The following is a 25,061-nucleotide window of genomic DNA, read 5'->3' on the forward strand; positions in this document are numbered from 1 at the left end:
GAGAGTGAGCATGTTTCGGACAAGTTTGGGCGCTGCGATCGTAGGCGTGATGCTGACCGGCTGTGTGCAGGCGTCTGATGGGCCGACCACCACATTTGATGGTCTGGCCGGGCGTCGCACTGTGGATACGGACGGCAATGTCGAGATGAACGGCGCGGCGATCACGCTGGAAGGGCGTGTGGGCGGCTGGGTCGAGATGAATGGCGCTTCTGTTGATGTGCGCGCGCAGATCGGCGGCGATCTCGAAGCCAATGGCGCCAGCGTGGATGTGAGCGGTCAGGTCGCCGGGCGCAGTGAGATCAATGCGGGGTCAGCAGACCTTGAGGGCATTTATCTTGGTCCAGTCGAAGTGAACGCAGGCAACGCCCATCTGGATGGCCGTTACGCGCAGTCCGTGCACGCAAATGCAGGGTCGATGACCCTGCATGGCGATCATGCCGCTCCCGTCTATTTCGCCGGCGCAGGCCGGGATCGGAGCTTCCTCGGGCGCGAACGCAGTGATCGGTCCCGCCTGATCATCGAAGGCCATCTGGCCGCTGGCGGCGAGGTCTGCGCCCATGAAGTGATTTTCGAACGAGGCGCGACCCTTGGCGATATCTTGCGGGTCCGGGCTGATTCCACGCCTGATCTTCCGGCGGGCATTGAAGCGGACATGATCGATTTCACCCCGCGCAATGGTGATGATTGCCGCGAATACTGAAGCGTTGCCCCGATCTGAGCTGAAAAGGCGGTCTGCTGAGCAGGCCGCCTTTTTCTTTACGGGCTTAAGTTTCTCGGGCCCGGATCAAAAAATTTATCGTTTTTCGGAAAATTCTTCTTTGTTATCGAGTTTCGATATGTTATCGAGTTTCGATAAGGTTGGTCATATAAGAAATATCGGGGAACCCGAAATGACACGTCTCCTCCTCACCACTGCGGTCGCCAGCGTCCTGGCGCTGACCGGCTGCATCGACGTTACGGTCAGTACGCCCGCCTACGCCTCAGGCAGCCATCAGAGTCTGCAGGGCGGGGATTTTACGGCGGTTCTGGACGAAGAAGGCGATTTCCGCCTGACAGGCGCTGATGTGCGCGTGTCAGGTGAGGTCGCCGGTCGTCTGAGGGCCAGCGCTGCAGAATTTGTTGCGAGAGAGCTGCATGCCGGGGCTCTGAGCGTAACGGCGGCCGACATCTCCTTCTCCGGCGATGTGGACGGCCCTGTGACGCTGACCGCATCAGACGTCAGCTGGCGCGGCAGCGTAGGCGATGCCGTCGAAATTCGCGCTGCGGACCTGCACTTTGAAGGGCAGGTTGGCGGACGTTTCTCCGCCCAGGTAGCTGACGCTGAACTTTCTGGCGCTTTTGCGGCTCTAGATATTTCGGCGGCCGATCTGGAACTGGCGCGCAACGCCCATGTGCGTGGCGACGTCAGGGCGAATGCGGCGGATTTCGAGATGGATGGCCGCATCGACGGACAGCTCGATCTGAGCGCCCGGACGGTCTGGATCAATGGCGAGCTGAATGCGCCCATGATCCTGAATGTGGATCCGGGGCGAGGGCGCCTGTCCCCTGAAGACGGTCTGGTCGAGCTCAATGGCGACACGGTCGGCGGGATGATCTGCGCCCGGCGCGTGGTCATCCGGGGCGATGTCAACGGTCCGCTTGAGGTTATGGCCGATGCCCCGCCGCAGCTTCTGAACGGCGCCCACGCGCAAGACATGACTTTCACGGCCCGCAATGGCCAGCGTTGCGAACGCAACTCGTAAAGGAGAGGTTTGATGCTCAAGTCTCTGAAACAATACATGGGTTCCCTGCTGGTGGCAGGTCTGCTCTGCGGTGCTGCAAGCGGCGCTGCGCAAGCGGGACAGTATGTTGGCGGCGATCTCAATCTTTCGCTGGACGAGAATGATGATGTTCTGGTGCTGGCGGCTGATGTGAATGCTGAGGGCCGGGTCGGTGGCGATCTGACCGTGTTCGCGGCGGATGTGCGCATTGATGTGACGGTCGAAGGCGAAGTGCAGATTGTTGCGGCCGATATCGAGCTTGATGGCGCCATTGAAGGTGAAGTCGGCCTGGCCGGTGCAGATATTCGTGTGGGCGCAGACATTTTCAATGATCTGGACGCGGCCGGCGCTGATCTGACGGTCAATGGCACCGTCTCCGGTGATGCTGCTTTGGCTGGCGCGACGGTGATCATCACTGCGGACGCCATCGTTTCCGGCATGACCGAGATCGGTGCGCGCGAGCTCTACATGGAAGGCCGTCTGGAGCAAGGCGCCGAGATCCATGCCCGTGACGTGGTCATTTCCGGGACCATTGAAGGCCCGGTCGAGATCCGCGCCCGCGACGTGGTGATCGAGAGCGGCGCCGTGCTGACGGGCCCTGTCACTATTCGTTCGCCCAAGCCGCCGTCAGTGGCGGAAGGCGCACAGGTCGGTGATCTGGACTTCCAGCAATATGACTTTGATGAGGACCATGATTTCGATCATCCGAATGTGAATATCGGCATCGAGGATTTCGGGTTCGCACCGTCTCCCTGGGCTTTTGGCGGCGTCTTCACCGCCAGCGCCTTCCTGCTGGGTCTGCTGGTGTCTCTGGCCAGCCCGAAAGGTGTGGCGAGTGTAGCCAGCGCGTTCCGTCGCCAACCCTGGCTTTCTGGCCTGCTTGGCCTGGTGGTTCTGGCTGTTCTGCCGGTGCTGACGCTGACCCTGTTCGTCCTGCTGCTGGCCACTGTGATCGGCATTCCGCTGGCCTTCCTTCTGATCTTCGCTTTGCCGATCGTGATGTTCCTGTCCTATGTCTTCGGCGGAGTCGTCATTGGCGACCTGATGATGAACCGGACGGGTGAGGCGGCGAGCTTTGGCCTGCGGGCGGGCTCCATGCTGGTGGCTTTGCTGGTGATCGGCTTGCTGTCGGTGATCCCGTTCTTTGGGTGGCTGATCAGCATGATCGTGTTCTGCATCGGTCTGGGAGCCTGGACTATCGCCCTGTTCTCCCGGACGAAGCCGGCTCAGAACATGGATGCAGTGTAATGAATTAAGTACAGCGTTACCCTGTTACAATCCCGGCCGACCGAGTAGGTTGGCCGGGATTTTTTTGTTCGTAAGCGGTCATAGAGCCGCAGACATGCTTCAATCGGGGGAGCGCTCATGTCTCTGTTCAAAGTCGCCCTGGCGGCTGGCGTCGCACTGGTTGTCAGTGCGCCCAGCTTTGCTGATCCCATCCGTCAGACCACCAATAACTGGCGCGACGCGTTCCGCCAGATGGAGGACGAGGATTGGCCCACGCCAACCCGTGAACGCCGCGCCACGGGCGCGCCGGGTCCGGATTACTGGCAGCAGCAGGTCGATTACGACATCGACGTGGCGTTTGACGAAAACTCCAAGGTTCTCACCGGGTCCGCCACGGTTACCTACACCAACAACGCACCCGATACGCTGGATTATCTCTGGTTCCTGATGGACCAGAACCGGTTCCGCCCCGATTCCATTGCGGTGATGACTGAAACCGTGGGCGGCGACAGCCGCGCCAACTCTCGCACGGGCGCCGCAGCGACCGTGGATGGCGTTTCGGCCAGCACGCTTCATCGCGCCCGCCGTCTGGAAGAAGATGGCCTGGGCTTCAATGTCGCCTCGGTAACGCTCGAAGATGGTTCGGCGCTCGACTACACCGTGGTCGACACCCTGATGCGCATTGATCTGCCGCAAACGCTGGAGACCGGCGACTCAGTCACCTTCACGATCAATTGGGATCACGTTCTTGTCGAAACCGCTGTCGTGGGCGGTCGTTCAGGCTGGGAATGCTTTGACGAAGAGGGTGAGGGCGGCGATTGCATTTATCAGATGGCGCAATGGTTCCCGCGCGCGGCTGCTTTCACGGACTATGAAGGCTGGCACAACAAGGCTTTCCTGGGCCGGGGCGAGTTCACGCTGGAATTTGGCGACTATGACGTCTCCATCACCGTTCCGCAGGATTTCGTCGTTGCATCGACGGGCGAGCTTCAGAACCCTGAAGCGGTGCTGACCGAAGCTCAGCGCGAACGCCTGGAAGAGGCGGCCACTGCAGACGAGCCGGTCTTCATCATCACCCCGGATGAAGCGCGCGCGAACGAGCGTCGCGGCACCCGCTCAACCGCGACCTGGGAGTTCCACGCCGAGAATGTGCGCGATTTCGCCTGGGCGACCTCTCGCAAATTTATCTGGGACGCCGTTGGCGTCGAGCAGGACGGGGCCGGTCAGGCGCCGGACCGCGTGATGGCGATGAGTTTCTATCCCAACGAAGCCGAGCCGCTGTGGTCGACCTATTCGACCCGCGCCATCGAGCACACCATCAACGTCTATAACGAGTTCTCCTTCCCGTATCCGTACCCCACCGCGCAGTCCATTTCCGGCCCGCAAGGCGGCATGGAATACCCGATGATCACCTTCAACGGCGCAAGCTATGGCCGCCCGGTGATCGGTGAGGATGGCGAGTTGACCTATTCGCGTCGGGCGAAGTTCGGCCTGATCGGCGTGATCATTCACGAGATCGGCCACATCTATTTCCCCATGACGGTGAACTCCGATGAGCGCCAGTGGACCTGGATGGATGAAGGCCTCAACACCTTCCTGCAATTCCAGGCCGAGCGACGCTGGTCTGAAGACTATCCGGTCCGCCGCGGCGATCCGGACCTGATTGCGAACTACATGGTCTCCACCAATCAGGTGCCGATCATGACCCAGTCTGATTCCATCCCGCAGTTCGGCAACAACGCCTATGGCAAGCCGGCGACCGCGCTTGTGGTCCTGCGCGAGACTGTGCTGGGCCGTGAGCTGTTTGACCGGGCTTTCCAGGAATACGCCCAGCGCTGGCGCTTCAAACGCCCGACGCCGTATGACTTCTTCCGCACGATGGAGGAAAGCTCGGGGGTGGATCTCGACTGGTTCTGGCGTGGCTGGTTCTATTCCACCGACCATGTGGACATCGCCATCACCTCGGTCACCGAGGGTACGGTGAACACCGAGAACCCGGACATCGAGAACGAGCTCGATCGCCAGCGTGAGGCGGACGGCGCCTACTCCATGACGCTGCAGAACAATATCGAGGAAGGTCTGGCGTTCTATGAAGCCGAGAACCCCGAGGTTCAGGATTTCTATTCGGCCAATGATCCGCATGTGATCACCAACCGCCAGCGTGAAGCCTATGAAGAGCTGCGCAGCGGCGATCTGCCCGAGCATGAATCCGAAGCGCTTGATTTTGACGGCTATGTCTACTTCATCAATCTTGAGAACCAGGGCGGCGTCGTGATGCCGGTGATCCTGGAGTTCACCTTCGCGGACGGCAGCACGGATGAAGTGCGCATTCCGGCCGAGATCTGGCGTTTCGATCCGGATTCCGCGATCTGGCGCTATATCAGCGACAAGCAGGTCGTTTCGGTCGAGCTGGACCCGCATCTTGAAACTGCGGACGCAGATCGTTCGGATAACTATTATCCGGCCCAGATCCAGCCGAGCCGGCTGGAAGTCTATCGCAGCTCTTCCAGCGCCTCGTCGCTGATGGATGACATGGATCTGCGCGTCGAGCGCGGCAGCATCCGGACGCGGGATCAGTAATGGTTCGCGGCGTCCTTCGCCTTCTGGTTCTGGCCGTTGCGCTCTGCGCAGCGGCCAGTTCCGCTTATGCGCACAGGCTTCATGCCGGGCTGACGGACATCACGATCAACGAGACGTCGGGCGAGCTGGAGGTGGTCCACCGCCTGTTCACACACGACCTCTATCCGGCGATCGATTTCAACGCCATTGACGATGCCGAGCTCTATGAGACCCGCCAGGGTCTGCTGCGTCTTGGCGCGTATGCGGCGGCGCGGTTCTCCATGCGTGTTGAGGGTGAGGGGCCTTTGCCCCTACGCTTTGTCGGGGCCGAACCGGATGGTGAATTCACCTTCTTCTACTTTGTCGGTGAAGCGCCCCACGCAGGCAGTTCCGTTGTCATCGATAATCGCCTTCTGGTCGATTTCCTGCCCAGCCAGTCCAATCTGACGAATGTGCGCCTGGGCGAGGATGTCCAGTCCCTGAGCCAGGGACCGGACAACCGGGCGCCGGGGCGGGCGCGCTTCTAACGCTCGGCTCCGAAGCGGGCGTTGATCCAGTCGGCGATGATCTGCATCGCCTCGGGATCCATGGTTTCCTCGATCTGGGCGTATTCTGTCATCAGGCCGGTCTGAGCGTTCTGGAACATATGGTTCCGCCCCTCCAGCATGACGATCTGCGCGTCCGGGTGATCGGCCAGGATCATCTCCAATCCTCTTACATTGGACTCGGCTACAATCTGGAGATCGAGCGAGCCTTGGAGCGCTAACACGGGCTGTTCGATCTGCGAGAACCAGTCCGCCGGATCATAATTCACTAGCGCTCGATACCAGTCGCGGCTCATGGAGTTGATGAAGATCTGCTTTTGATCGTCTGGCACCTGCAGAGTGTCGAGGCTCTGTTGGCTCAACAGACCGTCCAGCGCAGCCTCGGCGCTTGCCTGGTCGCGGGCATGACGGGCCGCGTCCACCAGCGTTTCCATGACCGAAACGCGCGCTTGGGTATCAGCGGGGTCAACGCCCATGGCATCAGAGTTCGCCACGATCTGATCAATGATGAAGCGATGGCCTGGCGTGCCGGGCCCGGCCAGCAAAATGACGAAGGCGGTGTCGACCTCCTGAGCCGCAACGATCGGGGCGATCAATCCACCCTCGCTATGCCCCGCTAGGCCGACGGCACTGATCCGGGGGTGATTGCGCATCCAGTCTGCAACAGCTGTAGCATCTGACGCGAAGTCGTATGATGTCGCGCTGGCGAACTCGCCGGTCGAGTTGGCATATCCCCGGTCGTCATAGCGAAGCACAGCAATCCCCTGACGGGTCAAATGGTCCGCCAGAACGGCGAAGGGCTGGTGAGTCCAGACGGTCTCGTCGCGGTCTTGCGGACCTGATCCCGAGATCAGCACTACGCCCGGAAACGGTCCGTCTCCCTGAGGCAGGGTCAGGCTGCCTGTCAGCGTCACGCCCTCGGCATCGGGGTTATCAATACGGACGTCCTCGATGATGTAGGGGAAGGGCGCTTGCGGGGTTTGAGGGCGGTTGGGGGCCTCAACCGTGTTGGAGACCCGGTCGAACGTCACGGTCACGGTGTCATAACCGGGACGCATCCAGTCACCGCTCATACGGTCCCCTTCCAGCTGGCCTTGATAGGTCACATTGGCCGCGGGCACCTGAAAAGACACCGTGTCGCCGATGCGGTTCAGATTCGTGATGGGAATGTCGTAGGCGGCTTGGGAGATGGAATCGAGGGTCGCACGGGTATCTTCACCGGATGTTTGAATTTTCAGGGCGAAATCGAGTGTGGTGTCGCTGCGCACGAGCTGACCTTCCCAGCGACCATCCAGACCCTCAATGATGTGAGCGGTCTGCTCTGAGGGGCGGGCGAAGCTGGTGGGAATTTGCATGCCCTGACTGAATACGCCGTCATAGCTTTGGGTTGCTGCATTCCATGCGCCATCAAATTCCGCCCCGATAGCATTGAGGGAGAAGGTGAAGCGCTCGGTTGAGATCGAAACGGCGCTGATGGGGATTTGCTGACCCGGCGCCTGATCCAGGCTTTCAAGGACAGCGCTCTGTGTGCCGTCTGCCGTTTCGGAGACAGTGACTTGCAGGCGCAGATCGCCGCCCGGTGTCTGCAGGGTCGCGAGCCAGTCTCCGGTCAGCTCGTCCGGGGTTTGCGCACTGGCGATGGCTGACGCCAGCAGGACCAGAATCTCACTCACGATAACTGTGAAGAGGGGTTTGGATTTACGGGGCATGTGGGAGGACCTTTCTGTGAAATCCGGACACAGCTCTCCCGTCAGCCGCAAAGCGGGCTGTGGGGCCGTGTCGTCGTGTGGGAGGCGCCGGAGCGCTTGGCGCTCCGGCTGTTTATCAGGCGTCTGCTTCAGTCTTTGAGCCGACCATGGCCATCAGGCATCGACCGACCACCAGAAGGGATCCGATGACAGCCACGGCGCTCAGGACGAAGGGAGCGTAATCCTGCGGTGTGATGAATGAGGCGAGGATGTAGAACGCGCCGGTCAACATCAGCACCAAACCGGAAAAGCGGGCGATGGACTGGCGTTGCGCCATGGTTGCGCCGCTCTGGCTCAGGGACGCAGGGCGTTTCGGGATGGCGTTTGCGATCACAATCAACGCGATACCGAAAGCGTAGCCCAGAATGCGGGTTTCCCAGGCGTCCGTGATCCATTCCAGTCCTGAAGTGAACAGGACCGTCAGCGCCAGAGGTATCAGGATCAGAATGCCGGCCGACCGGATTGATTGCCTGAGTGTGACACGATCTTCCTCTGCGGGTGCGTTGTCCTGATTGCTGAACTTCAGGGTTTCAACGATCAGCCAGGCGACCGGCATGAAGACGGAGGCGAGGATGAACATCCAGGCTTCGTCAGGCTCACGCACCGCCATGACGCCGGCAAGTGGAAAGGCCAGGGCCAGTACCGCGGCGGTGGAATAGAACGGGGCTTTAGTTTGCGCCATGGTCTTCATCCTTTGCGCTGTCAGATCGACCCTCACCCAGGCCAAAGGTCTTCGCGAAACCAAGCAGGGCGTCTTCGAGCACGCTCAGCTTGATGCGATAGGTGATCGTCTTTCCGGTTTTGGTGGCGTCTACAAGGTTGGCGTCCTTGAGCACGGCGAAGTGCGCCGACATCGTCGGTTTGGAGACGTCGAACTCCGAAGCGAGTTCGCCCGCTGTCATGGGGCGTTCCCTGAGGAGCTCCAGAACACGCCGACGGGTCGGATCGGAGAGGGCTTTGAATACATTGCTCATGAGTAGATGATTAGCTAATCGTCGAATTGATGGCAAGGGAATAATTCGAGAAACGTCTAATTATGTGATCAGGGTGCGCTGTCACGACGCTTGATGCGGGGGGCGGGGAGGCTTATTTGGGGCCTATGGTCAATCTGATTACATCCCGCACCGCCGCGCACGACGCTCGCGCCGCGCGCCACCCGGAAAAGCAGAAGCGTCCGGATACGCCCGTTCTGCGAAAGCCGGACTGGATTCGCGTCAAGGCGCCCGCTGGCGGCGTGTTTTCCGAGACCCGCAATGTGGTCAAGGACAACAACCTGGTCACGGTGTGTGAAGAGGCGGGTTGTCCGAATATCGGTGAATGCTGGTCGCAAAAGCATGCGACCTTCATGATCATGGGCGAGACCTGCACCCGCGCTTGCAGCTTCTGCAATGTGAAGACGGGATTGCCCGATGCGCTGGACACGGACGAGCCGCGTCGCGTGGCGGATGCTGTCGCGACCATGGAGCTCAAGCACGTCGTTATCACGTCCGTTGATCGGGATGATCTGTCAGACGGCGGGGCAGAGCATTTCGCCCAGGTGATCCGGGCGATCCGTGAAGCCGCGCCGGGCACGACCATCGAGATCCTGACGCCGGACTTTCTGCGCAAGCCGGGCGCAGCCGAAGTCGTGATCGACGCCAAGCCGGACGTCTTCAACCACAATCTGGAAACCGTGCCGCGGCTCTATCTCGGCATTCGTCCGGGTGCGCGCTATTACCATTCCCTGCGTCTTCTGGAGCGGGTGAAGGAACGCGATCCCAGCCAGTTCACAAAATCGGGCATCATGGTTGGCCTTGGCGAGACCAAGGAAGAAGTGATGCAGGTGATGGATGATATGCGCTCGGCCGGGATCGATTTCCTGACCATCGGCCAGTATCTGCAGCCGACCCGCAAACACGCGGCTGTCGATCGTTACGTCACGCCCGAAGAATTCAAGAGCTATGAGACCATTGCCCGCGCCAAGGGCTTCCTGATGGTGTCTGCCAGTCCTCTCACACGCTCCAGCTATCACGCCGGAGATGATTTCGAGCGCATGCGCGCCGCCCGCGAAGCGGCGCTGGCGTCGGGCAAAACCGTCTAGAGAGTTCCATGAGCGCCGAACACGTCGAACGGATGCGCTTGCGCTACCGGCCGGAGGATCTCTTCGAGCTGGTTAGTGATGTTCGGCGCTATCCGGAGTTCATCAAGCCGATCACCGCCATGCGTATCACCCATGACGGGGTGACGGAGGGCGTCGGGGAACTGGACGCTGAAGCCCGCGTACGCTTCAAATTCGTGCGTGAAGGCTTCACGACCCGGGTCAAGCTCGACCGGAAAGCGCGTACAATCGACGTCGCCTATCTGTCCGGTCCGTTTCACGAGCTCGCAACGCACTGGGACTTTCACCGGTTGGAGGATGGGTCGACGCTGGTGGATTTCTGGATTCGCTATGCGTTCAAGAACCCGGTCCTGCAGATGCTGCTCGACGGCAACCGTGCTCGGGCAATCCGGTATCTGATCAGCGCTTTTGAGGACGAGGCCGCCAATCGTTATGACAAGGTGGGCGAACCTGATTTCGATCTGAGCCCGGCGCTTGCTGCAATCCCTGAGCCTACCGGGATGTCAGGATAGGGCATCGATCAGTAGCTTGAGCGCCTGTTCAACGGTCAAAGCACGCACCCGCTCCCGTCCCACTTCACCGAAACGGCGGCTCACCGTACGGGTCGGCTTTCCGGCCTGAGCCAGACCAAACCAGACCAGACCCACAGGTTTATCGGCGCTTCCACCGCCGGGGCCTGCAATGCCGGTCACTGAAACGGTGAGATTGGCCTGGCTGTGGATCAGGGCGCCATTCGCCATTTGCGCTGCGGTCTGCGATGAGACTGCGCCATGGGCGTGGAGCGTCTGTGGTGAGACTTCCAGCATCTCCATTTTTGCCGTGTTGGAATAGGTGACGAAACCGCGATCCACCACGGCTGAGGATCCGGCGATATCGGTCAGCGCGCCAGCGATGAGGCCGCCTGTGCAGGATTCAGCGGTGGCGATCATCACGCCGCGCGTCCGGGCCAACTCGATAACCTGCCGGGCATAGCTGTTCGCGGCACTCATGATGCTAAGCCCGTCACGATGGCTTCCGCCGCCAGGCCTTCGCCGCGACCCGTAAAGCCCAGCTGTTCAGTGGTGGTTGCCTTGATGTTTACACGTCTGGTGTCAAGACCCATGATTTGAGCGACGCGATGCTTCATCGCCGATTTGTGCGGGCCAATTTTCGGGCGTTCGCAAATCAGTGTCACATCCACATGCACCGGGCGGACGCCGGCCTCTGCGGCGATCTTGACGACATGCTCAAGGAACATGGCTGAATCCGCGCCTTTCCATTGATTGTCGCTTGGGGGGAAATGGTCTCCGATGTCACCGAGCCCGGCCGCACCCAGCAGGGCGTCGGTAATGGCGTGAAGTCCGGCGTCCGCGTCCGAGTGACCGATTAGTCGGTACGGACACTCGATGAACACGCCGCACAAATGGACCCCGTCTCCTGAGGCCATCCGATGAACGTCATAGCCCAAGCCGGTGATCGTAACCGGTACAGGAGTTTGAACCGCTGACCTGTTCAGAAGCTGTTCGGCGCGTTCAAAATCCTGCGGATAGGTCACCTTGAAATTCGCCTCTTCACCTTGGGTGAGGTCAATAGTCAGCCCTTGCGAGCGCGCCAGAGACACTTCGTCAGGGTAATCGGACTGCGCTGCCGAGAACGCCTCGCGAAGACGGTCCGTGTGGAAGGCCTGCGGGGTTTGCAGGCGGTAGAGGTTTTCACGGTTGACGGCTGTCACGCCCTCATCTGCATCCCGCACGAGCGCGTCGGAGACAGGCAGGGCGGGCGCAGCGCCGTCATGGGATTTGAGCGCGTCCAGCAAGCCAGCAATGATCGTTTGAGAGAGCATCGGGCGCGCGGCGTCGTGGATGAGCACGGTGTCGCTCCGGGCCAGCGACAGCGCATTTCGAACCGACGCAGTTCGCGTCTCGCCGCCCTCAACCAGATCGGCGCGCGCACCAGAAAGGCAGGCGCGAACCTGCTCGGCCTGACCGGGGGCATGGGCAATGATGATTTGGCCGCATGCGGGGTCGCAGGCGAAGCGCTCTATGCTCCAGCTCAGCATGGGGCGACCCGCCAGCATACGAAATTGCTTGGGCGTATCGCCGCCAGCGCGTTCTCCACGACCGGCGGCGACGATGCATGCGGTATAGCCCATGACGAGGCGCTCATCCTTGTTATTGCCTTTGCAGCGATAGGCAATTCAGAGCACGTCGTCCAGCGTTCGGGCTGACCGAGCGCCAGTCCTGATGAGCGCAACGCTGAATCAGGGGTTCAGCGGACAGTAATCGCTGAAGACGTCGTAGATTGCGCCATTGTGGTAGATGCGGACGCTCCAGAAAGCGCCGACCGGCGTGCATGACAGAACGACAGCGTCCTCAGGAATGGTGGAGGCCTGTGCGGCCGGTGTGGCGAGCAGTGCGGACAGGCCCAGTGCGACAGCGCCGAGCATGAAACGGATGGATGTCATTGGTGTCTCCCGATTATCAGCAGCAAGAAAACAACCCTGAGAATATATAGCTCTCGAGTCAATCTCCTCTCAGGAGTGCTATTGGCGCGGCCTTGCTGAAAGCGCGATGCCATGAACTCTGATATTTCACACCCTCTCTGGAAGAGTGGACCCAGACACGGTATTTCAGACTTATGTCGCTTTCTCAGCCCCTTCTTTCCTGTTTCGATATCGGTCCTGTTCGCGTTGAGCGTCCGGTATTGCTCGCGCCCATGTCGGGGGTGACCGACTGGCCGATCCGCAAGCAGGCGTTCAAGTTCGGCGCAGGGCTTGTCGTCAGCGAAATGGTGGCGTGTGAGACGTTGGCGCAGGGGCGCGAGGACGTCATCCGTCGCATGCGCGCGGATGACGATTGCGGGCCTCATGTCATCCAGCTTGCCGGTCGGGAAGCGCACTGGATGGAGGTGGGGGCGCGTCTGGCCGAGGAGGCTGGTGCGGACATTATCGACATCAATATGGGCTGCCCGGCGCGCCAGGTGACACGGGGGCTAAGCGGCTCGGCCCTGATGCGGGACCTCGATCACGCGCTGACCCTTGTTGAAGCCACGGTGAAGGCCGTGTCCGTCCCCGTAACACTGAAAATGCGTCTGGGCTGGGACCATGACAGCCTGAACGCCCCGGAACTTGCACGTCGCGCACAGGATGCAGGTGTTCAGATGGTCACCGTTCATGGGCGCACACGACAGCAGTTTTACAAGGACCAGGCGGACTGGTCTGCAGTCGCCCGTGTGAGAGAATCCATCTCCATCCCCCTGATCGTGAATGGCGACATCGAAACGCCTGATCAGGCCCGGGAAGCCTTGCGGCTTTCGGGGGCTGATGGAGTCATGGTGGGGCGCGCCTCCCAGGGCAGGCCCTGGCTGCCCGGCGCAATCGCCGATGTATTGTGTGACGGCCAGACGTTCTGTGAACCGGGACTTGAGGAGGGCGCTCAGGCTCTGGCGGACGCTCTGACCGATAGCGTGACATTGTACGGTGAGCACCTGGGCGTCCGTACGATGCGTAAGCATTTTGCGAGTTTTGTGGATTGGGCGCTGACCGATGATGACGATGCCCGCGAATGGCGGGGACGCTTGTGCCGGGCCCGCAATGAACAAGACGCCCGAGAAGAGCTGATGGCTTTCGCGCGAACCAAGCGGGCGCGTGCAGCTTGAGTGCGCCTCCTCCCTCTCTGGCCGAACGCGCCGCTGAAGCCGCACCCGTTGCGCTGGTTCTTCTTGATAGCGCGGGCGCTATCGTCTTTGCGAATTTGCGGGCTGAAACCCTCTTTGGCCAATCCAGCCGTCGACTGATTGGCAAATCGCTTGAAGAGACTGGCCCAGTCGGATTGGCCGCATGCGAACTGGCGCGTCGCGCGCTAGCCGAGAACCGCTCTGTCTATGGTCATGATCTGCCGGTGGGGATTGAAGACCGGGCGCTGAGAATCTCAGTGGATGCTTCGCCTGATGAAACAGGGGTCTGTGTCTGTCTTCGCCCGTGGCCGGAATCGGGCGGGGGCGCGCGCAGCGAGATCGCGGCGAACGCGGCGGCGGGCTTTGGCATGATGCTGTCGCATGAATTGAAGAACCCGATGGCCGGCGCACGGGGCGCGGCCCAGCTGATCGCCCAGAGTGAGGATGAGGAGAGCCGGGAGCTGGCGACCCTTATCATCACCGAGCTTGACCGGGCGAGGCGCATTGCGGAGCGCTGGAGCCGGGTCGGCGATATTGGCCCACCCCGGCTTGGCACTGTGAATCTGCATGCGCTTGTACGTGAAGCCGTTCGGTCCGCCCGGGCGTCAGCGGCGCCCAATGTTGTTTGGCTTGAGTATTTTGATCCCTCCTTGCCCGATGCACGAGCTGACCGGGATCTGGTCTCTCAGGCGGTTTTGAATCTGCTGATCAATGCGGGCGAAGCGGCGAGCCAGGGTGGTGGACGGGTGAAGGTCTACACGCGCTACAGGCACCCTTTGCCTGGCGGTCCTGCGCCGGATGCGCGGCTTGAAATCGCGATCGAGGATGACGGTCCAGGCGTGGATGAAACGCTGCGGGATGCGATTTTCAATCCGTTCGTTACGGGCAAACCTGCGGGAGAAGGTCTGGGCCTAGCGCTTGTCAGTCGTGTCGCTGATCTTCTCAATGGTGGGGTTGAGTATGATACCAGACCGGGGCGCACGGTGTTTCATTTCTATCTGCCCATAGAGCGTGAGGACGGATGATGGCCCACCGGGTGCTGATCCTCGAAGACGACGAATCCCTGCGGCTTGTCATCGCCAAAGCCCTGTCACGCGCCGGATTTGAAGTCCGTGCCACGGCGTCTGCGGATGCTGCACTGGAGCGTCTGGTGCGTCGGGAAGTCGACGTTCTTCTTGCCGATGTCTTGCTGGGGCGTGAGAGCTTTCTGGATCGCCTGGATGAGGTGAGCCGGGTTCGGCCGGATATTCCCGTCATCATTATGAGCGCTCAGACAACGGCTCGAACCGCGATAGAAGCGGGGAAGGCGGGTGTTTTTGAGTATCTTCCAAAGCCGTTTGATCTCAATGATATGGTCGCGATTATTAAACGCTCACTGGAGGATGTGGCCCCGTCCTCCGGTTCGCCGCAATCACCGGGATTTGGCGGATTGGTCGGGCGTTCGCCCGCCATGCAGGAGGCCTTCAGGGCTCTGGGGCGATTGGCGCGCACCTCATCACCCGTCCTGTTTACCGGCCCTGAGGGCAGCGGCCGCACGCATTGCGCACGGGTGCTGGTCTCTGAATCCGGCGCGATGGGTCCGATGATTGAGGCCGGTCCGGCGCGTATGCGTCGGGAGGGAGCGGCGCTTCTGGAAGCCGCTGCGGGTGGTGCGCTGATCCTGCGTCGCGCCGATGCCTGGGATGAGGAGACGCAGGATTGGGTGCTTGAGGCGCTGGAAACCCCGCGTGGTGACACGCCGCGCATTCTGGCGACGGCGACGTCTGACATTGCGCGTCATATCCGTCCAGCCCTTCTCTCGCACCTGGCGGTTGGCCGGGTTCAGCTCCCGCCTCTGCGCGAGCGCGGCGAGGATCGGGCGCTATTGTTCTCGCATTTTCTGGCGGAGCATTCGCCCCCTCGCGAGATGGATGACAAGGTGCGCTCCTATATCAACAATCAGGTCTGGGCCGGCGAGGTGCTGGAGCTGAAGCGGGTCGCCTTGCATCTCAGCATGCAAGGCGCACGCGGCCCTCTGCGTGAGACCGAGATAGAAGCGGCCATCCACGAGTTCAGCGGCCGTGACCCGGGAACGGATCTGGCGGATGCCGCGGCGCGATTCTTCGGGGCCTGTCTGGCTCAGGGCGAGGCGGATATCGGAGAGAAAGCCCAGCTCGCTGTGGACCGAGGCCTATTTGCCGCAGCGCTAGAAAATACCAACGGGATTCGTCAGGATGCGGCCAAGCTATTGGGTTTGAACAGAAATACGCTCACTCGCAGGCTCGCGGCTCTCGAAGCAGGCGGCGATGAGACCTAGAAGTCACACCCGTTGAATTTCCGTCACATCTAGGCCAAGCTGTCCTCAGAGGGGACGCAAGGAGACGCGCAACTTGCCAAAGTTTGCGGGCAATCCAGCTTGGCGACAATCAACGCTATTCCTGCTTGGCTTCGTTGTCGCGGCGCTAGGCGTGGTCCTGCTTGCTTTGTTGTCAGTGTTCCACGAGGGCCGCTTTGGCCCTGGAGGCTGGGGCTTCATCACCCTGATGTGCATCGTCGCCGCTTTGCTCGGCGTACTGGCCATCGCGGTCTATCTCAGGGTCATGGAGCAGCTCAGGGGCGGAAATGGCAGCGCGTCTGCAACCCCGCGCCTTCAAGTCCGTTTCATCACGCTTTTTGCCGTCGCCGCAGTGGTTCCCGCCGTTCTGATGGCGGGTTTTCAGGCGCTGGTGCTTAATCGCGGTGTGGAATTCTGGTTCGCAGAGCGGGTCAATACGCTGGTCGAAACCACCGCTGACCTTGGCAATGAGTGGCCACAGGTCGCGCTGCAAGGTGCTCGATCGCACATGAACGGCATGCTGCAGGACCTGTCCTATCCGGACGCTGTGCAATCGCTGCAGGATCAACGCATCCGATATAACGCCTATCTCACGACACAGGCTCGGGTGCGTAATCTTCCGGTGATTTATGTCATCGATTCCCAGGCCACGATCCTTGCCCGAAGCGAGGAAGCGCCGGATACGCCGCCTTTCGCAGCGCCGTCGCAGCAGATGCTGCAGATCGCCAATGAAGGCGATATCAGCGCTTCTGCGCCGGTTCTGCGCGAAGATGGCGCAGACTTTGTGCGTCTGTTGTTGCGCATGCCCGAGTATGAGGACGCGTACCTCTATTCACTGGTCTATGTGGACTTCTCGCTGCTTGTCGCCGCTCAGGACGCCACGCATTCCTTCCGTGAGGCGATCGCCAGCGAACAGCAGATGCGCATCAGCTTCTTCTTCGTTTATGCGCTCGCAGCGATCCTGGTCTTCCTCGGCGCGGTCTGGCTGGCGCTCAGCGCCGCCGCGCAAGTGGTGTCGCCGGTGAGCCGTCTGGTGGCGGCTGCTGAACTCGTGCGTCGCGGTGAGCTGAGTGCTCGCGTCCAGGTGGCGCGCGACAATGACGAGATCGCAGCGCTCAGTCGCGCTTTTAACCGGATGACCCGGCAGCTTGAGAGCCAGCGTAGCGCGTTGCTTGAAGCTAATGCGGAATCAGAACGCCGTCGCGCTTTCATCGAGGCGGTGCTGACCGGAGTGAGCGCCGGGGTGATCGGCCTGGAGCCCGATGGCCGCATTTCTCTGGTCAACCGCTCGGCCGCGCAGCTTCTGGGCCGAGAGCCCGGAGAGCTGGTCGGCGATATGATCGACAAGGTTTTGCCGGACTTTTCTGACGTCTTCTATGCGGTTCATCGCAGGCCGGACGATATTTCGGAACGTCAGATCGAGATTTCCGAGGAGGGCGGAGCGACCGTCAATCTCAGCGTTCGCGCAGCTCAGGATGATGATGGCGGCGTGGTGATCACCTTTGATGATGTCTCACGTCTGGTCGCCGCCCAGCGCAGCGCCGCCTGGCGGGATGTGGCGCGCCGGATCGCGCATGAAATCAAGAACCCGCTGACCCCGATCCAGCTGTCAGCTGAGCGACTGAAGCGTCGTTATCGCAAGCAGATCGAGGAAGAGGGTCTTGAGACCTTCGACAAGTGCGTCGACACGATTGTCAGGCAGGTGAGTGATATCGGCCGGATGGTGGATGAGTTCTCGGCCTTCGCCCGCATGCCGGCTCCGAAGATGGAAAGCTCTGATCTCGTCGATATCGCCAATTCTTGCGTCTTCGCCCAGCGGGTGGCGTCACCCGACCTTCAGGTTCTGCTCACCATTCAGGGCGGGCCGATCATCATCGAATGCGACTCCCGGCTTGTGGGGCAGGCGCTCGCCAATGTGCTCAAGAATGCGGCCGAAAGCGTTTCAGCGCGGATGGAAGATGAAGGCGCGAAGGCGGGCGGACGCATTGCCGTATCTGTCGGAGCCGGCGGATCCCAGGCCGTCATCGAGATTACCGACAATGGATTGGGCTGGCCTGTACATGACCGGGCGCGCCTGACCGAACCCTATATGACCACCCGCGCCAAGGGCACCGGACTTGGCCTCGCGATTGTTCGCCGGATCATGGAAGACCATGGCGGACGGCTGGAGTTGGACGATCGTCCTGATCTGGAACGCGGCGCGGTGGTCAGAATGGTCTTTCCCTTGCTTGAACCCGACACGGACGCGCCCGAAACGACGGCGCAGGCGGAGGCTTGAACACAATGTCGCTCGACATCCTGATAGTTGATGATGAAGCCGATATCCGGGAGCTCATTGGGGGGCTTCTGGAGGATGAAGGGTATGAACCCCGGTACGCGGGCGATTCAGACGCCGCGCTTGACGCTGTTCGTCAGCGCAAGCCGGCTTTGGCGGTTCTGGATGTCTGGCTGCAGGGCAGTCGACTGGACGGTATCGAGCTCTTGGCTGAGATTAAGCGCGTGGCTCCGGATCTTCCCGTCGTCGTGATTTCAGGTCACGGAACGATCGAAACGGCTGTGGCGGCCATTCGCAAGGGCGCATACGATTTTATCGAAAAGCCCTTTAAGTCCGACAAGTTGCTGCTGACTGTTGAGAGGGCGCTTGAGGCCAGCCGTTTGCGGCGTGAAAACGCTGAACTGCGGGCGAAATCCGAAGTGCATAACGATCTGATCGGGGAGTCCGCCGCAGCGGTCCAGCTCCGTCAGACAGTTGACCGGGTTGCGCCGACCAATTCGCGCGTCCTGATTTCCGGGCCGTCCGGGTCGGGTAAAGAGCTGATCGCACGTCTGATCCATGCGCACTCCATGCGCGCAGACGGGCCCTTTGTTCCGGTGTCCGCCGCCATGATGTCGCCGGATCGGGTTGAGGCCGAATTGTTTGGCGCAGAAACCGAAAGCGGTGTGGAGCGCGTCGGGCTTCTTGAACAGGCTCATGGCGGGACGCTCTTTCTTGACGAAGTGGGCGATATGCCGATCGCGACCCAGGCCAAACTCCTTCGGATGCTGGTTGAACAGCGCTTCCGCCGGATTGGCGGAGCTCAGGATGTTCAGGTGAATGTCCGGGTGCTGTCCTCTACCGCGCGTGATCTGCAGGGCATGATTTCCCAGGGGCAGTTCCGGGAGGATCTCTATCATCGTCTTGCTGTGGTGCCGCTCGACGTGCCTTCGCTTTCACAACGCCGCGAAGACATTCCGCTTCTGGTCAATCATTTCCTTGAGCGCCTGACGGCCATGTCCGGACTGCCCATGCGGAAAATTGGTGATGACGCCATGGCGGCGCTTCAGGCCCATGACTGGCCCGGCAATGTGCGCCAGCTACGCAATAATGTGGAGCGCCTGCTGATTCTGGCGACGGGCTCGCCGGATGAACCTGTAACGCTGGATTCCCTGCCGTCCGAAGTCGCAGGCCGGTCGACCAGTTCTGAAACCGGTCTGGATGCGGAGCGCATGATCGCCTTGCCCTTGCGCGACGCGCGTGAGAATTTCGAACGAGAATATCTCAAGGCCCAGATCAATCGGTTCGGGGGCAATATTTCGCGGACAGCCAATTTCATCGGCATGGAGCGCTCGGCGCTGCATCGCAAGCTGAAGACGCTGGGCGTGGGCAGTCTGAACCGCAAGGGCGACGACATAGACGCAGAGGACGCCGGCTAGCTCCGGCTGAGATCATCCCATGAAAGCTGTAGTGTGCGGGGCAGGGCGTGTTGGATATGGCATCGCCCGGGAGCTTGCCTCTGAGGGCAACGCCGTCACGGTCGTGGACTGGTCGCGCGAGCTGATCGACAAGGTCACCACCGATCTTGATGTGCGTGGTGTGGTGGGGCATGGCTCCCATCCCGATGTGCTGGACAGAGCGGGGATCCGGGACGCGGATCTGCTCGTCGCCGTGACCTATTCGGACGAAGCCAACATGGTCGCCTGCCAGGTGGCCCATTCTCTGTTCAACACGCCGACGCGCATTGCGCGGGTGAGGGCGCAAAGCTATCTCGACAAACGCTGGGGTGACCTGTTCTCCTCCGGCGCACTGCCGATTGATGTGACGATCTCGCCAGAGCTGGAAGTCAGCCGCTCAATCCTGCAACGGCTTGAAACCCCGGGCGCGTTCGCGACGGCCCCGTTTGCCAATTCCCGCGTTCAGGTGTTGGGCCTGCGCGTGGATGAGCAATCGCCCGTCGCCTCCAGTACACGCGCGCAAATGGCTGAGTTGTTTCCCGATCTTGGCTTTGACATCGTGGGGGTCCAGCGCGATCAGACGCTCTTTATCCCTCAAGATGATGACCCGCTTATGCCGGGCGATGACATCTATGTCAGTCTCGCAGCCGGCCATGTGAAACGCGCTCTGGACGTGTTCGGGCGCGCTGCGCCGCGTGCACGCCGTGTTGTTATCATAGGCGCAGGCAATATCGGCCTCTACGTCGCCAAGGCGCTGGAACGGGTCGGCGGTGTTCGTGTCCGGCTGATCGAGAGTGACAAGGCGCAAGCCGAGCGCGCAGCGGATGCGCTTCGTCGCACCGTGGTTCTACATGGCGATGGTCTGGACCGGGACGTCCTGAGAGAAGCCGGCGTTGAAGATGCAGAACTCGCTCTGTGCCTGACCAATGATGACAAGGTGAACCTGCTCAGCGGCGTGATGGCCAAGAAGGAAGGCGCCGCCCGCTCGCTTTGCCTTGTGAACAACCAGGCCTTCCACCCCGTTCAGGAAGCGCTGGATGTGGACGTCATGATCGACCCGCGGGCCGTGACGGTCTCTACCATTCTTCAGCATATCCGACGTGGCCGGATCACCGGTCTTCAGACCATGGGCGATGGCATGGCTGAGGCGCTTGAAGGCGTGACGCTGTCCACCTCGCCGCTGGTGGGCCAGAATCTGAGCACGCTGGAGCCGCCCGAGGGCGTGGCCATTTGCGCCATGGTCCGAGGCGAGCAGGTCTATTTCCGGGGCGATTCCGTCGTGATCCAGGAAAACGATCGCGTGATTTTCTTCGCCCTCAAGGCCTCGGTTCCCAAGGTGGAGCAACTCTTCCGCGTCAGCCTCGAGTACTTCTAGATCGATGACCTGGTCGCCACGCTTTTTTCGAGCCCTGGCGTGGTGCGCCTTGTTCATCAGCGCTGCGGCGGCGCCTTTCATACTCTTCGCTGGTCTGGAAGGCCGGGCTGACATCGCTCGGGGTTTCACCATTACGCTGGTTCTGGGTGCGTTTCTGGGCGGGGTTACGCTTGCAGGAACCCGAAATGTTCACGCGCCTGCAAGGGCGAGCGCCGCCTTGCGCCTGGCGTTCTTCGGCTGGCTTCTATCACCCCTTCTGGCTGCGCCTCCGCTGGTGGCGGCGACCGGCTCGTTTCCGGCGGGCGTCTTCGAGGCCTACTCAGCGCTAACCACCACAGGCTCGATCATTGTCAGCCCGGAAGAGGCGGGGGTCTCCATCACCTTGTGGCGCTGTGTGTTGGCGTGGCTGGGCGGTCTTGGCAGCCTGGTGCTGGCGGCGACCGTCTTCGCGGCCCTGGACCGGCGCGGAGTCGGTTTGCGTCGGACCTATCTTTTGACCGTGGAACACTCTGACCTGTTCACCAATTTTGGACGCGCCTTGCGCCGTTTCGGGGCGATCTATGTGGGGCTGACTCTGACCGGCTTCATGCTCCTGCTGCTGACCGGCACGCCCCCGTTTGACAGTCTCTGCCTTGCCTTGTCCGGCCTCGCGACCTCAGGGCTGACGCCCCGTTCAGATGCGCTTGGTCTGTGGATGTCGCCTGCGTCTCAGGGGGTGTTGGCCCTGATCTGCCTATCGGGCGCCTGGAATATGGCGGTTCAATACGATCTCGCCTCCCGCCGACGCATCACCCGGGGCAGCGGCGAATTGCGCGCTATCCTGGTTCTGGGGCTCGGGGCGGGGCTCTATGTTGCGCTCAGGGGCCATCCTGGGATGGCCTATTCAGGCGCTCTCGACATGGTCTTCGCGGTGACGACGGCCGGGTTTCAGACCCAGGCCGTTCCGGTGCTGCCTTTGATGCTGCTGGTGATGGTGGCGATGGCGGGCGGCTCGACGATCTCCACGTCCGGCGGGATCAAGATGCCGCGTATCCTGCTTCTGCTCCGGCGGGCGGGGGGCGAGCTTTCAAGCCTGAGTCACCCTTCTGCCGCCGTTCGCACCCGCTTTATCGGGCGACCTGTCAGTGATTCGGCGCTGGCGGGGGTGTGGGTGTATGCGCTGGCCTTTCCGGCGGCGCTTGGACTGGGCGCTGTCGCGCTCGGCGTCAGCGGAATGACCTTTCAGGAGGCCTTGATGGTCTCGGCGGCTTCGCTGGTGAATGCCGGTCCCTTGTCAGGCGTTGATTATGCGACGCTTCCGCCGCTTTCACTGGTGGTTTCAGCCTTCATCATGGTTCTTGGACGTCTTGAGGTGCTGGCGGCTGCGGCCGCAATCTATGTGATCTTCGCCCGCGACTGACTGAGCGCTGACAGGCAATCCTGTTGCAGCACGGCCAAGGTATGTTTACCTAGCGTAGGGGGCGCATACGTTGCGCCGGAATTCTAGTGCGATAAGGCCGATGTCTAACGATAAGAAACAAAACCTGCAGGACGTTTTTCTGAACACCGTTCGCAAGGGCAAGACTCCACTCACCATCTTTCTGGTCAATGGCGTGAAGCTTCAGGGGGTTGTCACCTGGTTTGACAACTTCTGTGTTCTGCTTCGCCGTGAAGGCCAGATCCAGCTTGTCTACAAGCACGCTATTTCGACCATCATGCCCAGCCAGCCCGTCCAGCTGTTTGACAAGGACGAGGCTGAAGGAGACGCCGAGGATTGATCGACCGCAAACCCGCGCCGCAAACCGCTCTCGTCCTGTCGCCGCAATATCCGGGGACGGACGCCAATCGTGCTCAGGCCCGACTGGAAGAGGCCATAGGCTTGGCGCAAGCGCTCGATCTGGATACCGCCGAAGCGCGGATTGAGCCGCTGCGCCGTGTCGAGGCCAGCGGTTTCTTCGGTACGGGCAAGATCGAGCAGATTGCCGAACGGGTCGAAGAGGCCGAGATCACGGTCGTCATCATTGACGCCGCGCTGAGCCCGATCCAGCAGCGTAACCTTGAAAAGAAGCTCAACGCCAAGGTCATAGACCGGACTGGCCTGATCCTTGAGATTTTCGGCTTGCGGGCGCAAACCCGCGAGGGTCGGCTTCAGGTGGAGCTGGCGCGTCTGGCCTATGAGCGGTCCCGCCTTGTGCGCACCTGGACGCACCTTGAGCGCCAGCGCGGCGGTCGTGGCTTCCTGGCCGGGCCGGGTGAAACCCAGATCGAAACCGACCGCCGGATCCTGGCGGACAAGATGGCCAAGCTTCGCCGGGAGCTTGATGAGGTCAAACGCACGCGCACCCTGCACCGCAAGAAGCGGCAGACGGCGCCGTGGCCGACGGTGGCGCTGGTGGGCTATACCAATGCGGGCAAGTCCACGCTGTTCAATCTGTTGTCGAACGCTCAGGTTCTGGCGAAGGACATGCCGTTTGCGACCCTCGACCCGACCGTTCGGGGGGTGAAACTGCCCTCTGGCCGTCGCGTTCTGATGAGTGACACGGTGGGCTTCATTACGGACCTGCCGACCGAGCTGATCGCCGCCTTCCGCGCTACGCTTGAAGAGGTGATCGAGGCCGACGTGCTGATCCATGTCCGAGACATGGCCGACCCTGACCATGAGGGACGCAAGTCTGACGTGGAATCCGTTCTGGCGGCCCTCGGCGCCGGGGCAGAGGCGGATCAACATGTGATCGAAGCCTGGAACAAGGCCGATCAGCTCTCAGCCGAGGATTATGAAGAGCTCGTCTGGCGGGCCAGGCTACCCAAGCGTGACAACGGCCCGGTCAGTATCGTGACGTCTGCGGTGACTGGCGCTGGCGTAGACGCCCTGCTTGAGCAGGTCGAGCTGGCCCTGTCGTTGGATGATGTCGCCCTGCACCTGGACTTCGGTCCGGAGGACGCCGAAGCCCTTGCTTTCGTTCACAGGCATGGCGCTGTGGTGTCAGAGCAGACCGATCGCGAAACGGGCATTGTCAGCGTCCATGTCCGTTTGAGCTCTGCGGATGCCGGTCGCTTTCAGCAACGCTTCGGCGTCGAGGATGAAGTGGAAATCGCGGACTAGCGCGTCTCGTCCTGTTTGACTGATAACCACATCGCTTCCATCGCTTCCAGATCAGCCTCCTGAACGGACGAGCCTTCAGCGAGCAGCCGCGCCTCGACGCCTCGAAAGCGACGCTCGAATTTGGCGTTCGCGTCGCGTAAGGCCGTTTCGGGATCCATCTGTAGTTTGCGAGAGAGATTGGCGATGGCGAAGAGCAAATCGCCTATTTCTTCCTGAATGTGCCCCCGGTCACCTTCGGTCAAGGCGTCGCGGACCTCGGCCAATTCCTCATCGATCTTGTCGAGCACCTGGCTGACATCCGGCCAGTCAAAACCGACGCGCGCCGCGCGCTTGGATATCTTCTCGGCCCGGAGCAAGGCGGGCAGGGCGACAGGCAGGTTGGCGAGGACGGAGGGATCCAGGTCGGCCTTCTCCGCGCGTTCTTTCGCTTTCTGCGTCTCCCAGGCGGTGATCTGGGACTGGGAGTCACGCTCATCGGCATCTGCGAACACATGCGGATGTCGCCGCAACATCTTTTCAGAGATGGCGTTTGCGACATCCTCGAACCGAAACGCTCCGATTTCCTCCGCCATCTGACTGTGGAAGACGACCTGGAAGAGCAGGTCTCCCAGCTCATCCTTCAGGTCCGCCATATCCTTCCGCTCGATCGCATCTGCGACTTCGTAGGCTTCCTCGATCGTGTAGGGGGCGATGGTGGCGAAAGACTGCTCGATATCCCAGGGGCAGCCTCCATCAGGGTCGCGCAAACGGTCCATGATCGCGAGCAGGCGTTCCAGGGCCGGCGACGTGTCCATCTCGATGGCCGAGCGGTCTCGGTACGGAAACTCAAGTGCGTCGTTACGTGTCTCGGTCATTCGGCAAGCCCGTTCGAGTGAAAGTCTTTCAGGCTGGATAAGGGAAATCGGGGGGTGGGGGGAAGAGGCGCAACGCTGCGGGCCCGATGATTTAGAGATTTTTCAGTTGCAAGGTTAAGTCTGATCGCATTCAT

Annotated in this window: 23 protein-coding genes; 16 read left to right on the plus strand and 7 right to left on the minus strand. The window is 61.1% G+C overall.

The features are described from left to right. Positions 1-10: 10 nt before the first annotated feature. The 5 genes from ACFELO_RS06730 (at position 11) to ACFELO_RS06750 (ending at position 6,073) form a co-directional block, all read left to right on the plus strand. Positions 11-700 (plus strand): hypothetical protein, encoded by a 690-nt coding sequence (locus ACFELO_RS06730; protein ID WP_440959770.1) that lies wholly within the window; start codon positions 11-13, stop codon positions 698-700. Between the two features lie 190 nt (positions 701-890). Continuing rightward, positions 891-1,742: a hypothetical protein gene (locus tag ACFELO_RS06735; protein WP_440959771.1), complete on the plus strand. Its 852-nt coding sequence runs from the start codon at positions 891-893 to the stop codon at positions 1,740-1,742. A gap of 12 nt (positions 1,743-1,754) precedes the next feature. Beyond that, on the plus strand, positions 1,755-3,008 hold the full coding sequence (locus ACFELO_RS06740; RefSeq protein WP_440959772.1) for a hypothetical protein: 1,254 nt from the start codon (positions 1,755-1,757) through the stop codon (positions 3,006-3,008). A gap of 117 nt (positions 3,009-3,125) precedes the next feature. Then, positions 3,126-5,567 carry a M1 family metallopeptidase gene (locus tag ACFELO_RS06745; protein ID WP_440959773.1) on the plus strand — a complete coding sequence of 814 codons (2,442 nt, stop codon included), beginning with the start codon at positions 3,126-3,128 and terminating at the stop codon, positions 5,565-5,567. Then, positions 5,567-6,073 carry a DUF6702 family protein gene (locus ACFELO_RS06750; protein WP_440959774.1) on the plus strand — a complete coding sequence of 169 codons (507 nt, stop codon included), beginning with the start codon at positions 5,567-5,569 and terminating at the stop codon, positions 6,071-6,073. Before ACFELO_RS06745 ends, ACFELO_RS06750 begins: the two co-directional genes overlap by 1 nt. Here ACFELO_RS06750 and ACFELO_RS06755 read toward each other — a convergent pair. The 3 genes from ACFELO_RS06755 to ACFELO_RS06765 all read right to left on the minus strand — a co-directional run bounded on the left by ACFELO_RS06755 (position 6,070) and on the right by ACFELO_RS06765 (position 8,813). Continuing rightward, positions 6,070-7,764 (minus strand): alpha/beta hydrolase family protein, encoded by a 1,695-nt coding sequence (locus tag ACFELO_RS06755; RefSeq protein WP_440959775.1) that lies wholly within the window; start codon positions 7,762-7,764, stop codon positions 6,070-6,072. The genes ACFELO_RS06750 and ACFELO_RS06755 overlap by 4 nt on opposite strands. A gap of 151 nt (positions 7,765-7,915) precedes the next feature. Continuing rightward, a complete protein-coding gene (locus ACFELO_RS06760) occupies positions 7,916-8,521 on the minus strand; it encodes a hypothetical protein (protein ID WP_440959776.1) in 606 nt (201 codons plus the stop codon). Then, the gene (locus tag ACFELO_RS06765; protein WP_440959777.1) at positions 8,508-8,813 is read right to left on the minus strand and encodes an autorepressor SdpR family transcription factor; all 306 of its coding nucleotides are present in this window, start codon (positions 8,811-8,813) and stop codon (positions 8,508-8,510) included. Before ACFELO_RS06765 ends, ACFELO_RS06760 begins: the two co-directional genes overlap by 14 nt. Positions 8,814-8,938: 125 nt before the next feature. Between ACFELO_RS06765 and lipA the strand changes: the two genes are divergently transcribed. Together lipA and ACFELO_RS06775 are read left to right on the plus strand one after the other, a co-directional pair. After that, positions 8,939-9,919 carry a lipoyl synthase gene (lipA, locus tag ACFELO_RS06770; protein WP_440959778.1) on the plus strand — a complete coding sequence of 327 codons (981 nt, stop codon included), beginning with the start codon at positions 8,939-8,941 and terminating at the stop codon, positions 9,917-9,919. An 8-nt stretch (positions 9,920-9,927) separates the two neighbouring features. Next, positions 9,928-10,449 carry a type II toxin-antitoxin system RatA family toxin gene (locus ACFELO_RS06775; protein ID WP_440959779.1) on the plus strand — a complete coding sequence of 174 codons (522 nt, stop codon included), beginning with the start codon at positions 9,928-9,930 and terminating at the stop codon, positions 10,447-10,449. Here ACFELO_RS06775 and ACFELO_RS06780 read toward each other — a convergent pair. From ACFELO_RS06780 to ACFELO_RS06790, 3 genes are all read right to left on the minus strand, one after another. Continuing rightward, complete coding sequence (locus ACFELO_RS06780) at positions 10,441-10,926, minus strand: CinA family protein (RefSeq protein ID WP_440959780.1); 486 nt, start codon at positions 10,924-10,926, stop codon at positions 10,441-10,443. The genes ACFELO_RS06775 and ACFELO_RS06780 overlap by 9 nt on opposite strands. After that, positions 10,923-12,068, minus strand: coding sequence for a bifunctional 2-C-methyl-D-erythritol 4-phosphate cytidylyltransferase/2-C-methyl-D-erythritol 2,4-cyclodiphosphate synthase (locus tag ACFELO_RS06785; protein WP_440959781.1), 1,146 nt, complete (start codon positions 12,066-12,068; stop codon positions 10,923-10,925). Before ACFELO_RS06785 ends, ACFELO_RS06780 begins: the two co-directional genes overlap by 4 nt. Positions 12,069-12,176: 108 nt before the next feature. Beyond that, positions 12,177-12,380 (minus strand): hypothetical protein, encoded by a 204-nt coding sequence (locus tag ACFELO_RS06790; RefSeq protein WP_440959782.1) that lies wholly within the window; start codon positions 12,378-12,380, stop codon positions 12,177-12,179. Between the two features lie 173 nt (positions 12,381-12,553). Here ACFELO_RS06790 and dusB point away from each other — a divergent pair, with 173 nt between their 5' ends. From dusB to hflX, 9 genes are all read left to right on the plus strand, one after another. Then, a complete protein-coding gene (gene dusB, locus ACFELO_RS06795) occupies positions 12,554-13,573 on the plus strand; it encodes a tRNA dihydrouridine synthase DusB (protein WP_440959783.1) in 1,020 nt (339 codons plus the stop codon). Further along, positions 13,570-14,616, plus strand: a complete 1,047-nt coding sequence (locus tag ACFELO_RS06800; protein WP_440959784.1) for a two-component system sensor histidine kinase NtrB — start codon at positions 13,570-13,572, stop codon at positions 14,614-14,616. Before dusB ends, ACFELO_RS06800 begins: the two co-directional genes overlap by 4 nt. Next, a complete protein-coding gene (locus tag ACFELO_RS06805) occupies positions 14,613-15,887 on the plus strand; it encodes a response regulator (RefSeq protein WP_440959785.1) in 1,275 nt (424 codons plus the stop codon). Before ACFELO_RS06800 ends, ACFELO_RS06805 begins: the two co-directional genes overlap by 4 nt. Before the next feature lie 151 nt (positions 15,888-16,038). Beyond that, positions 16,039-18,183, plus strand: coding sequence for an ATP-binding protein (locus tag ACFELO_RS06810; protein WP_440959786.1), 2,145 nt, complete (start codon positions 16,039-16,041; stop codon positions 18,181-18,183). Positions 18,184-18,188: 5 nt separating this feature from the next. Continuing rightward, entirely contained in the window at positions 18,189-19,598 is a 1,410-nt protein-coding gene (ntrX, locus tag ACFELO_RS06815; RefSeq protein WP_440959787.1) for a nitrogen assimilation response regulator NtrX, read from the plus strand. Positions 19,599-19,617: 19 nt separating this feature from the next. Continuing rightward, positions 19,618-20,991: a Trk system potassium transporter TrkA gene (gene trkA, locus ACFELO_RS06820; protein WP_440959788.1), complete on the plus strand. Its 1,374-nt coding sequence runs from the start codon at positions 19,618-19,620 to the stop codon at positions 20,989-20,991. Between the two features lie 49 nt (positions 20,992-21,040). Then, a complete protein-coding gene (locus tag ACFELO_RS06825; RefSeq protein WP_440959789.1) occupies positions 21,041-22,390 on the plus strand; it encodes a TrkH family potassium uptake protein in 1,350 nt (449 codons plus the stop codon). Positions 22,391-22,490: 100 nt separating this feature from the next. Beyond that, positions 22,491-22,748: an RNA chaperone Hfq gene (hfq, locus tag ACFELO_RS06830; protein ID WP_009800894.1), complete on the plus strand. Its 258-nt coding sequence runs from the start codon at positions 22,491-22,493 to the stop codon at positions 22,746-22,748. Continuing rightward, positions 22,745-24,073 (plus strand): GTPase HflX, encoded by a 1,329-nt coding sequence (gene hflX, locus ACFELO_RS06835; protein WP_440959790.1) that lies wholly within the window; start codon positions 22,745-22,747, stop codon positions 24,071-24,073. The genes hfq and hflX overlap by 4 nt, the downstream gene beginning before the upstream one ends. Here the strand turns inward: hflX and mazG are convergent. After that, on the minus strand, positions 24,070-24,867 hold the full coding sequence (mazG, locus tag ACFELO_RS06840) for a nucleoside triphosphate pyrophosphohydrolase (RefSeq protein ID WP_440959904.1): 798 nt from the start codon (positions 24,865-24,867) through the stop codon (positions 24,070-24,072). The two genes, hflX and mazG, sit on opposite strands and share 4 nt — an antisense overlap. Positions 24,868-25,061: the final 194 nt, after the last annotated feature.

Origin of the sequence: Oceanicaulis sp. LC35, assembly GCF_052055585.1 — a bacterium.
Taxonomy (GTDB): domain Bacteria; phylum Pseudomonadota; class Alphaproteobacteria; order Caulobacterales; family Maricaulaceae; genus Oceanicaulis.

Bases quoted from the DNA above. Each gene is read 5' to 3' on its own strand.
- ACFELO_RS06730 (WP_440959770.1), top strand. From the start codon at position 11: ATGTTTCGGACAAGTTTGGGCGCTGCGATCGTAGGCGTGATGCTGACC.
- ACFELO_RS06735 (WP_440959771.1), top strand. From the start codon at position 891: ATGACACGTCTCCTCCTCACCACTGCGGTCGCCAGCGTCCTGGCGCTG.
- ACFELO_RS06740 (WP_440959772.1), top strand. From the start codon at position 1,755: ATGCTCAAGTCTCTGAAACAATACATGGGTTCCCTGCTGGTGGCAGGT.
- ACFELO_RS06745 (WP_440959773.1), top strand. From the start codon at position 3,126: ATGTCTCTGTTCAAAGTCGCCCTGGCGGCTGGCGTCGCACTGGTTGTC.
- ACFELO_RS06750 (WP_440959774.1), top strand. From the start codon at position 5,567: ATGGTTCGCGGCGTCCTTCGCCTTCTGGTTCTGGCCGTTGCGCTCTGC.
- ACFELO_RS06760 (WP_440959776.1), bottom strand. From the start codon at position 8,521: ATGGCGCAAACTAAAGCCCCGTTCTATTCCACCGCCGCGGTACTGGCC.
- ACFELO_RS06765 (WP_440959777.1), bottom strand. From the start codon at position 8,813: ATGAGCAATGTATTCAAAGCCCTCTCCGATCCGACCCGTCGGCGTGTT.
- lipA (WP_440959778.1), top strand. From the start codon at position 8,939: ATGGTCAATCTGATTACATCCCGCACCGCCGCGCACGACGCTCGCGCC.
- ACFELO_RS06775 (WP_440959779.1), top strand. From the start codon at position 9,928: ATGAGCGCCGAACACGTCGAACGGATGCGCTTGCGCTACCGGCCGGAG.
- ACFELO_RS06780 (WP_440959780.1), bottom strand. From the start codon at position 10,926: ATGAGTGCCGCGAACAGCTATGCCCGGCAGGTTATCGAGTTGGCCCGG.
- ACFELO_RS06785 (WP_440959781.1), bottom strand. From the start codon at position 12,068: ATGGGCTATACCGCATGCATCGTCGCCGCCGGTCGTGGAGAACGCGCT.
- ACFELO_RS06790 (WP_440959782.1), bottom strand. From the start codon at position 12,380: ATGACATCCATCCGTTTCATGCTCGGCGCTGTCGCACTGGGCCTGTCC.
- dusB (WP_440959783.1), top strand. From the start codon at position 12,554: ATGTCGCTTTCTCAGCCCCTTCTTTCCTGTTTCGATATCGGTCCTGTT.
- ACFELO_RS06805 (WP_440959785.1), top strand. From the start codon at position 14,613: ATGATGGCCCACCGGGTGCTGATCCTCGAAGACGACGAATCCCTGCGG.
- ntrX (WP_440959787.1), top strand. From the start codon at position 18,189: ATGTCGCTCGACATCCTGATAGTTGATGATGAAGCCGATATCCGGGAG.
- trkA (WP_440959788.1), top strand. From the start codon at position 19,618: ATGAAAGCTGTAGTGTGCGGGGCAGGGCGTGTTGGATATGGCATCGCC.
- hfq (WP_009800894.1), top strand. From the start codon at position 22,491: ATGTCTAACGATAAGAAACAAAACCTGCAGGACGTTTTTCTGAACACC.
- mazG (WP_440959904.1), bottom strand. From the start codon at position 24,867: ATGGACACGTCGCCGGCCCTGGAACGCCTGCTCGCGATCATGGACCGT.